6 protein-coding genes and 2 pseudogenes are annotated in these 6,705 nt (G+C 49.8%); 3 read left to right on the top strand and 5 right to left on the bottom strand.

Annotated features, from left to right (window positions below; all coding sequences use genetic code 11):
• On the bottom strand, nucleotides 1-1,356 hold a 1,356-nt coding region (locus VJY99_RS14810; protein WP_324119774.1), incomplete at its 3' end, for an EAL domain-containing protein.
• A 322-nt stretch (nucleotides 1,357-1,678) separates the two neighbouring features.
• On the opposite strand from VJY99_RS14810, the pseudogene VJY99_RS14805 reads away from it, so the two are divergent.
• Nucleotides 1,679-1,825 (top strand): annotated as a pseudogene (locus VJY99_RS14805) (thymidylate kinase); the annotation flags it as partial.
• Between the two features lie 55 nt (nucleotides 1,826-1,880).
• Nucleotides 1,881-2,039 (top strand): DUF6434 domain-containing protein, encoded by a 159-nt coding sequence (locus VJY99_RS14800; RefSeq protein WP_324119777.1) that lies wholly within the window; start codon nucleotides 1,881-1,883, stop codon nucleotides 2,037-2,039.
• Nucleotides 2,040-2,094: 55 nt separating this feature from the next.
• Here VJY99_RS14800 and VJY99_RS14795 read toward each other — a convergent pair whose 3' ends face one another.
• Nucleotides 2,095-2,952, bottom strand: a complete 858-nt coding sequence (locus VJY99_RS14795) for an oxidoreductase (RefSeq protein ID WP_324119772.1) — start codon at nucleotides 2,950-2,952, stop codon at nucleotides 2,095-2,097.
• A gap of 95 nt (nucleotides 2,953-3,047) precedes the next feature.
• Here VJY99_RS14795 and VJY99_RS14790 point away from each other — a divergent pair, with 95 nt between their 5' ends.
• On the top strand, nucleotides 3,048-3,968 hold the full coding sequence (locus VJY99_RS14790) for a LysR family transcriptional regulator (protein WP_324119770.1): 921 nt from the start codon (nucleotides 3,048-3,050) through the stop codon (nucleotides 3,966-3,968).
• Between the two features lie 272 nt (nucleotides 3,969-4,240).
• Here VJY99_RS14790 and VJY99_RS14785 read toward each other — a convergent pair whose 3' ends face one another.
• The 3 genes and pseudogenes from VJY99_RS14785 to VJY99_RS14775 all read right to left on the bottom strand — a co-directional run.
• A complete protein-coding gene (locus VJY99_RS14785; protein WP_324119775.1) occupies nucleotides 4,241-5,683 on the bottom strand; it encodes an IS1182 family transposase in 1,443 nt (480 codons plus the stop codon).
• 220 nt (nucleotides 5,684-5,903) lie between these two features.
• Nucleotides 5,904-6,398 (bottom strand): DUF523 domain-containing protein, encoded by a 495-nt coding sequence (locus VJY99_RS14780; RefSeq protein ID WP_324119768.1) that lies wholly within the window; start codon nucleotides 6,396-6,398, stop codon nucleotides 5,904-5,906.
• Nucleotides 6,399-6,591: 193 nt separating this feature from the next.
• Nucleotides 6,592-6,705 (bottom strand): annotated as a pseudogene (locus tag VJY99_RS14775) (tolA family protein); the annotation flags it as partial.

Genomic DNA, 6,705 nt, shown 5'->3' with positions numbered 1-6,705 from the left:
ATGGGCAGAGATCGCGTCAGTCCCAATCATGCTGACAAAGCTCTTATCAATTTTGAGAATATCGATCCTCAGGTTTTGCAGGTAACTCAGGCTGGAATTACCGGTTCCGAAGTCATCAATGGCAATAAGAACACCGAGCTTATGCAGTTCTGCAATCAGTCTGTGAGTGACAGCATCACCTACGAGCAGTTCACGCTCGGTTAACTCCAGGACCAGTTTGATGGGATTTTCCCGAAAGCTTGCGATGAACTCAGAACAATCCTCCACCAGGCTTAAGTCCTTGAAGTGCGCTGCACTGATATTGAAACCGAAATGGAACTCCTTTGGTAACTGTTGTACACAGGGGGCAAACTGTTCCCGTACCTGAGTCATCAAATTCCGTGTCATAGGGATGATGAGACCACTGTGTTCCGCCATAGGGATGAAACGATCAGGTGATATCATACCTTGCCGAGGATGTTGCCAGCGCACCAGTACTTCACAGCCGGTCAACTGAGTATGATCTCCAGACACTACGGGCTGGATGTAGGGAATAAACTCCCGGTGAGCCAGTGCCCCTCGCAATTCTTGCTCAGGCGAGTGCATACGCCCCGATTTTCTGAACACCCATATACCCGATACCAGACCCAGCAGAGCCCATGCAATGAGGCTGAATTTTGAGAAGCGCCAGATATTATCTATGTAGTCAGCGGGATACAGGCGGGTAACGATGCGAAACGGGTAACGCGTTGATGGTTGTTCCATATAACCTGGCGTTTCAAGTGGGAATAACTGATCAGTGGGCGCTTCACCGGCTTGCCATCGTTGTTTCCCCACAACCAGGCTCAGGGGGGTATTGGTGCTCAAATTATTGAGTTCGGAGAGTAACAGGCGCCCATAAATTCGCACCGTTATACTGTCATTGCCGACAAGCTCACGGTAAATAACGATTGGCTGATCTGCTTTTACCCAGTTGCCCTTCATGAGAAAGAGCTGGCCTTTCGTATAATTATCAAAGTCGATGCGTTCCTGATACGGGCCGTAGAGGGAAGAGCAATAGATGTTATTGCCATGGGCCAAAAGAATGCTACGCACATCCGGGGAGATTGCCACCTGCATCCTGAGTAGCGGCACAATATCGTTGCAGGGTTTTCCAAGGCTCTCCCTTACAGCAAGGGCCACCTGATGGGCGCTGTCCAGGGATGAGTCAATCCTTTGTTGTGCATTCCGCAAATGAGTCCAGGTCTCCTGCTGCGTATTCGAGACCGTCTGCCACAGTGTAATGGCGGACCCAAACAGAATACACGCGAGACTAACCGCGATGGCGCTAAACAGACGGACTTTAAATTGATGCGTTTTTAAAGTATTAAACGGCATGACTAGTCTCGCTAACACTGAAATGATAATGATGACATTATCGGGTTCTGTCGCATTAAGGAATCGAAGTTAGCCAGAGAACTGCGTGATTAAGTTTTATGAATCGAAAAGATAAAACTGTTTTGCAGGCGACAGTCCGTTCCTCGCTGAGCGAAAGATACGGATGTCCGCTTCACGCCCTGAGACATTCGAACCGACCATATTAAAACGAAGGGTTAGTCAGCGGTTCATACGAAGGAAATGAGATGTTTTTGCCAGATGCAAGTTTTACAAAAACCGTATATCAATCGTCATTTGAAGAATGAGTCGTCAATTGTTTGTTTCTCTGGAAGAGCAAGTCGCTTGTACCATGGCGTTCGAGCGAGAAATTGCCAATCATGACTGGATTTTATGCCGTAATGAAGGAACGATCGAAGACGCAACGATGCAGGTAATTTCTGAGATCTACAAAGTGCCCATATGCCCATAGGCATTGTCTTTTCCCTACGCATACCATTTATGTGACACGTACTACGCTTGTGGATATGCGTTCCAGGAACACACAAAATGTCCGGCGTTTCCTGACTGAGCAGTGCGGGGTAGAATTTCGGTTCGAAAGTGATTTTATGGCCTGGATACGTAATGAGGTGCCTAAAACTCTGGGCGATGTGGCTGATGAGTGGAAGCGCAGGCAGTCACCATAACGCTGATATTTTAAATTCTGAGTCCTCGATGCCAAGGACTCAGTTCACAAGATCCTCAGTTCATTCCGTTCAGCTTTTCCATCACTTCATCAGATAAATTCAGCCGTGCACTGGCCAGATTCTCCTGCAAATGTTCCGGCGATGACGTGCCGGGGATCAGCAAAATATTCGGTGAACGTCTGAGCAACCAGGCCAGCGCCACCTGCATCGGTGTGGCCTGTAAGTCAGCGGCGACTTCATCGAGTTGCGTTGACTGTAGCGGGGAAAATCCGCCCAGCGGGAAGAAGGGCACGTAGGCAATATCTTGCTTCGCCAGTTTATCCACCAGCGCATCGTCGTGGCGGTTGGCCAGGTTATACATATTCTGCACGCAGGCAATTGGCGTCAGTTTCTGCGCGTCCTCCACCTGTTTTGCCGTGACATTACTCAGTCCAATGTGACGAACCAGTCCACGTTCTTTCAGCTTAATCATCGCCTCTAGCTGCGGTTCTAGGGATCCTTCTTTCGGCTGATGAATATCCAGCATACTGCGCAGATTCACCACTTCCATCGCCTCAAGCCCCAGATTGCACAGGTTGTCTTCCACCGCGCTGACCAGTTCCTGCGGCGTGAATGCCGTTAACCAGCCACCTTTTTCATCACGACGAGCACCGACTTTGGTGACGATGCACAGATTGTCAGCGTAAGGATGCAGGGCTTTTTTGATCAGCTTATTGGTTTCATGCGGACCGTAGAAATCGCTGGTATCAATATGATTCACACCGCTCGCCACGGCATCACGTAATACCTGAATGGCGCGGGCTTCATCTTTTACCGGACCAAAAACACCCGGACCCGCCAGCTGCATGGCACCGTAACCTAAACGTGCCACTTCGCGGTCGCCGAGACGATAAGTCATTGAGGGTTGTGACATGGGACGCTCCTTTATATGTGTTCACTGATTGTAGCGTTGCGCCGGCTGTGCAACTATCCGGTGAAATCAGGACAAACTGTACGAGGTTACGCACAATGTCGATGGATATCGCCCTGTTGCACGCAGTGGTTGAAGTGGCGAAAGCCGGCGGATTTCGCGAGGCGGCGCGGGTCACCGGCAGTAATGCATCCCGGCTGAGTGACGCGGTACGTCGTGCCGAACAGCAGCTGGGCATCCGGTTATTTCACCGCACCACACGCACGGTGGTGCTGACTGAAGCCGGCAGGGCGCTGATTGAGCGATTGCTGCCCGCCATGAATGAGGTGAATGCCGCGCTGGATGCGCTTAACCGTTATCGCCACACGCCGGGCGGTGTACTGCGCCTGAATGTGCCGGTCAGCGCCACGCGGCTGGTTTTGCCTGCCTTAGTGCCGGAATTTCTGCGGCGTTATCCCGATATTCAGCTGGAAATTATCGCCGAAAGTAATGTGCAGGATGTGTTTCGTGACGGCTGTGACGCCGGTATCCGTTATGACGAACGTCTGGAACAGGACATGGTGGCGATCCCGATCGGCCCGCGTATTCAGCGCTACGCCGCGGCGGCGTCACCGGCTTATCTTGATGCCCACGGGAGGCCGTTGCATCCGCGGGATCTGATCCCGCATCGCTGTCTGCGAGGGCGCTATGCCAGCGGCATCATGCCCGACTGGGAATTCGAGCGTGAAGGCGAAACCCTCAGCGTGCAGGTGAGCGGTCCGCTGGTGGTCAGTGTCGGTGGCGCGGTCGATCTGGCGGTCGAAGCGGCGATTGCAGGAACGGGGATCATTTATCTGTTCGAAGACTGGTTACAGCCCGCTATTACCAGCGGACAACTCGAGCCGATATTACAGCCGTGGTGGCTGTCGTTCACCGGTCCCTGGCTTTATTACAACGATCGCCGTCTGATCCCCGCGCCTTTACAGGCGTTCATTGATTTTGTGCGGGAAGATAATCTGCGCCGCGAAACGTTACTCTGAATAAAGCGTTGCCGGATGATAAGAAGAGGGCGGCGGAAGGTGCTGGTATTCGCTCATAGCAGCCCCTGCTGTTGCCTTGGGCTGCTTCGTGCCCAGGCTGTGTAAAAACTCGGTTTTTGCAGTATCTGAGTACTATCCTCAGTCAGGGATGCAAGATATTCCTGATATTGACTGTATTCGCTGTGATTTGTATGTAGAGGTAGAACGAGGCTTTTGTGGCTTGATATGGAGTGCTAATGGCTTGTTATTAGGGGTTAAAGCGGCCACTCCCGCTAGTTGCATTGTTCTCGCAGCTTAATGGCCAATCCTTCGGTACCCCAGATGGACATCATCCTTTTCAGGTTATAAGCCAGCACATGCAGACTGATTTCTGTGCTGACGTTTTTAAACCGTTGCGTCAGGAAGTGAGTCGCTCCCATCCACATTTTAATTGTCCCGAACGGATGCTCTACCGTTTGCTTTCGCACGACAGCTGTTTGTGGCAATGCGTTAAGCCTGGCTTGCATGTCTTCCATTTCTGCTTCATGAACCCAGCGCCTTATACGTCTCGGATCGCGTTTTGATGTGGTGCATCTTGACCGCTGACTGCAATCGCGACAAGCAATATTGTTAAAGTACATTTGCTGCTCTAAACCATCCTCAACCACCGTAAATCGGTTCTGAAGCTCGCTACCCATCGGACAAACATAAATATCTTTTTCCTGGTCATATTTGAACAATGAACGATTGAAAAGACCTTTGCGGTCAGCGCCAGAGGTATCGCCTTTTGGTACTAAGGCTACGGCACCTAAGTCCTGCGTTGCTTTAATATCACTCCGGCTGTAGTAACCTTTATCAGCCAGTACGGTAATATCCGCTTTGCCAACAGCGTCTTGCGCTAATTTTGTCACCGCTGTTAGCTGCCCACGGTCTGGTGTATTCGTTACTTCATGCGCAACAATCAGGTGATATTTAGCATCAACGGCAGTCTGAACGTTATAGCTAACCTGGCGGTTAACATTGTTTATCTTCATTAGCCGGGAATCAGGATCCGTCAGTGACAGCTGCTTATCAGGGTGCTGCACAACGGCCTGCTGGATTTGCTTGAGTTCTTTCAAACGCTTTTGCAGCCATGCCAGTTTTGCAGCGGTTAAACCTGCATTTTTTTCGGGCCCCGCAGCCTTGTCAGCTTCATCGAGCTTATTCAAGTAAAGAGCGATACTTTGCTCAACCCTTTCGATGTGGCCTTTTGTTTTCTGGGGCGTGAAGTTGTTCGATTTGCTGTTTACCGCCTTGAACTTACTACCGTCAATGGCAACCACCACATCGGTGAACATCTGCATCTGCCGACACAGATCAATGAAAGCCCGGCAAGCATTGTTGATGCCTTTACCATTGTTTTTTCTGAAGTCTGCAATGGTTTTAAAATCAGGTGTTAATCGCTCAAGTAACCACATCAATTCAACGTTACGATGGGCTTCTTTTTCTAACCTGCGGGATGACTGAATGCGGTTCAGGTATCCATAAATGTACAGCTTCAGCATGGTTGCGGGGTGATATCCTGGCCGCCCGGTTTGTTTTGCATTAACGCGCTCGAAGCCAAGTGTATCAAGCTGTAATTCATCAACAAAGACATCAATAACCCTGACAGGGTTATCTTCTGTGACAAAATCATCCAGCACTTCAGGGAGCAACGTCACCTGATGTCTGCCTTGACCTTTAATGTGGTGAGCCATATCTTCACCCGCAATATTTAATCGTATGCTTTTAATTTTATTAAATAAAGTAGGTTGCCGCATGGGTTTATCAAGAATGGTTGATCATATAAAGCCACTGCTTAGACCAAAAAGTGATCAGCAGTTTTCACACAGCCTGGGCACAAATCGGCCTGAGAACATGTGACGTCAGTAATAAACAAAATACTGATTTCTTTTTATATCTCAATAAAAAATATGTTCAGCGTTCTTTTTCATCAATCCAGTCAATGAGATCGGCAAGCCTCTTCTCAGAAAACACGGCTATACCATGTTCAGTGAGTAGCGAAGCTGCGACTCCCATACCTGACTTACGCTGGCCGCTAAATGAACCGTCATAGATGAATTGGCTACCGCATGTTGGACTGCCGTCGGTTAACAGCGCAGCTGTACAACCCGACTCCTGAGCTGTGCGTAGTGCCAACCAAGCGGCAAGCTGATAGGACTCAGTGACATCCTGTCCGGTAATTTCAAGTATTCTGATCTGTGCCAGCATTACGTCTTTACCATCAGTAGAGACAATCTCAGCCGGGGGACGTGGAATTGGCAACCCGGCGGCCAATTCAGGACAGTGGATCACAAGACGATGCTCTTTCTGCCAACGCTGCAACTGATCAGTCATTTGTGCTTTCTCGCTTCCATCATAGCGGGCTTTGAACCCCACCAGGCAAGCACTTACCAGTATTCTGTTTATCATCGTTATTGTATATCAGAGCAAATGAACACTGGATTATAACATCTTCGCTTTTTACATAGACATGCCTGTGGCAGTGCCAACAGGCGACTAAACTGATCTTAGCAACGACTGTTCTTGGCACGCAGCGGACAAGCTAACCGAGCTGGAGGTCCGCTGTGAGCGAAGAGCAGGCATCCTCATGGCCTGTGGTGGGCTAACCGCGAAAATCAAAGTAGGATTTCTGAAAATCTCGATATACATCCGGATTGCTAAAGGCGGGGAACGTGGCTTTCTGAGCTGCGGATTTTATCGCTTCGCAATATTCGCT

Source organism: Buttiauxella sp., assembly GCF_035271705.1.
In the GTDB taxonomy this organism is placed as follows: Bacteria; Pseudomonadota; Gammaproteobacteria; order Enterobacterales; family Enterobacteriaceae; genus Buttiauxella.
Note: the sequence above shows the minus strand (reverse complement) of the source record. Positions and strands in the feature narration are given on the sequence as shown.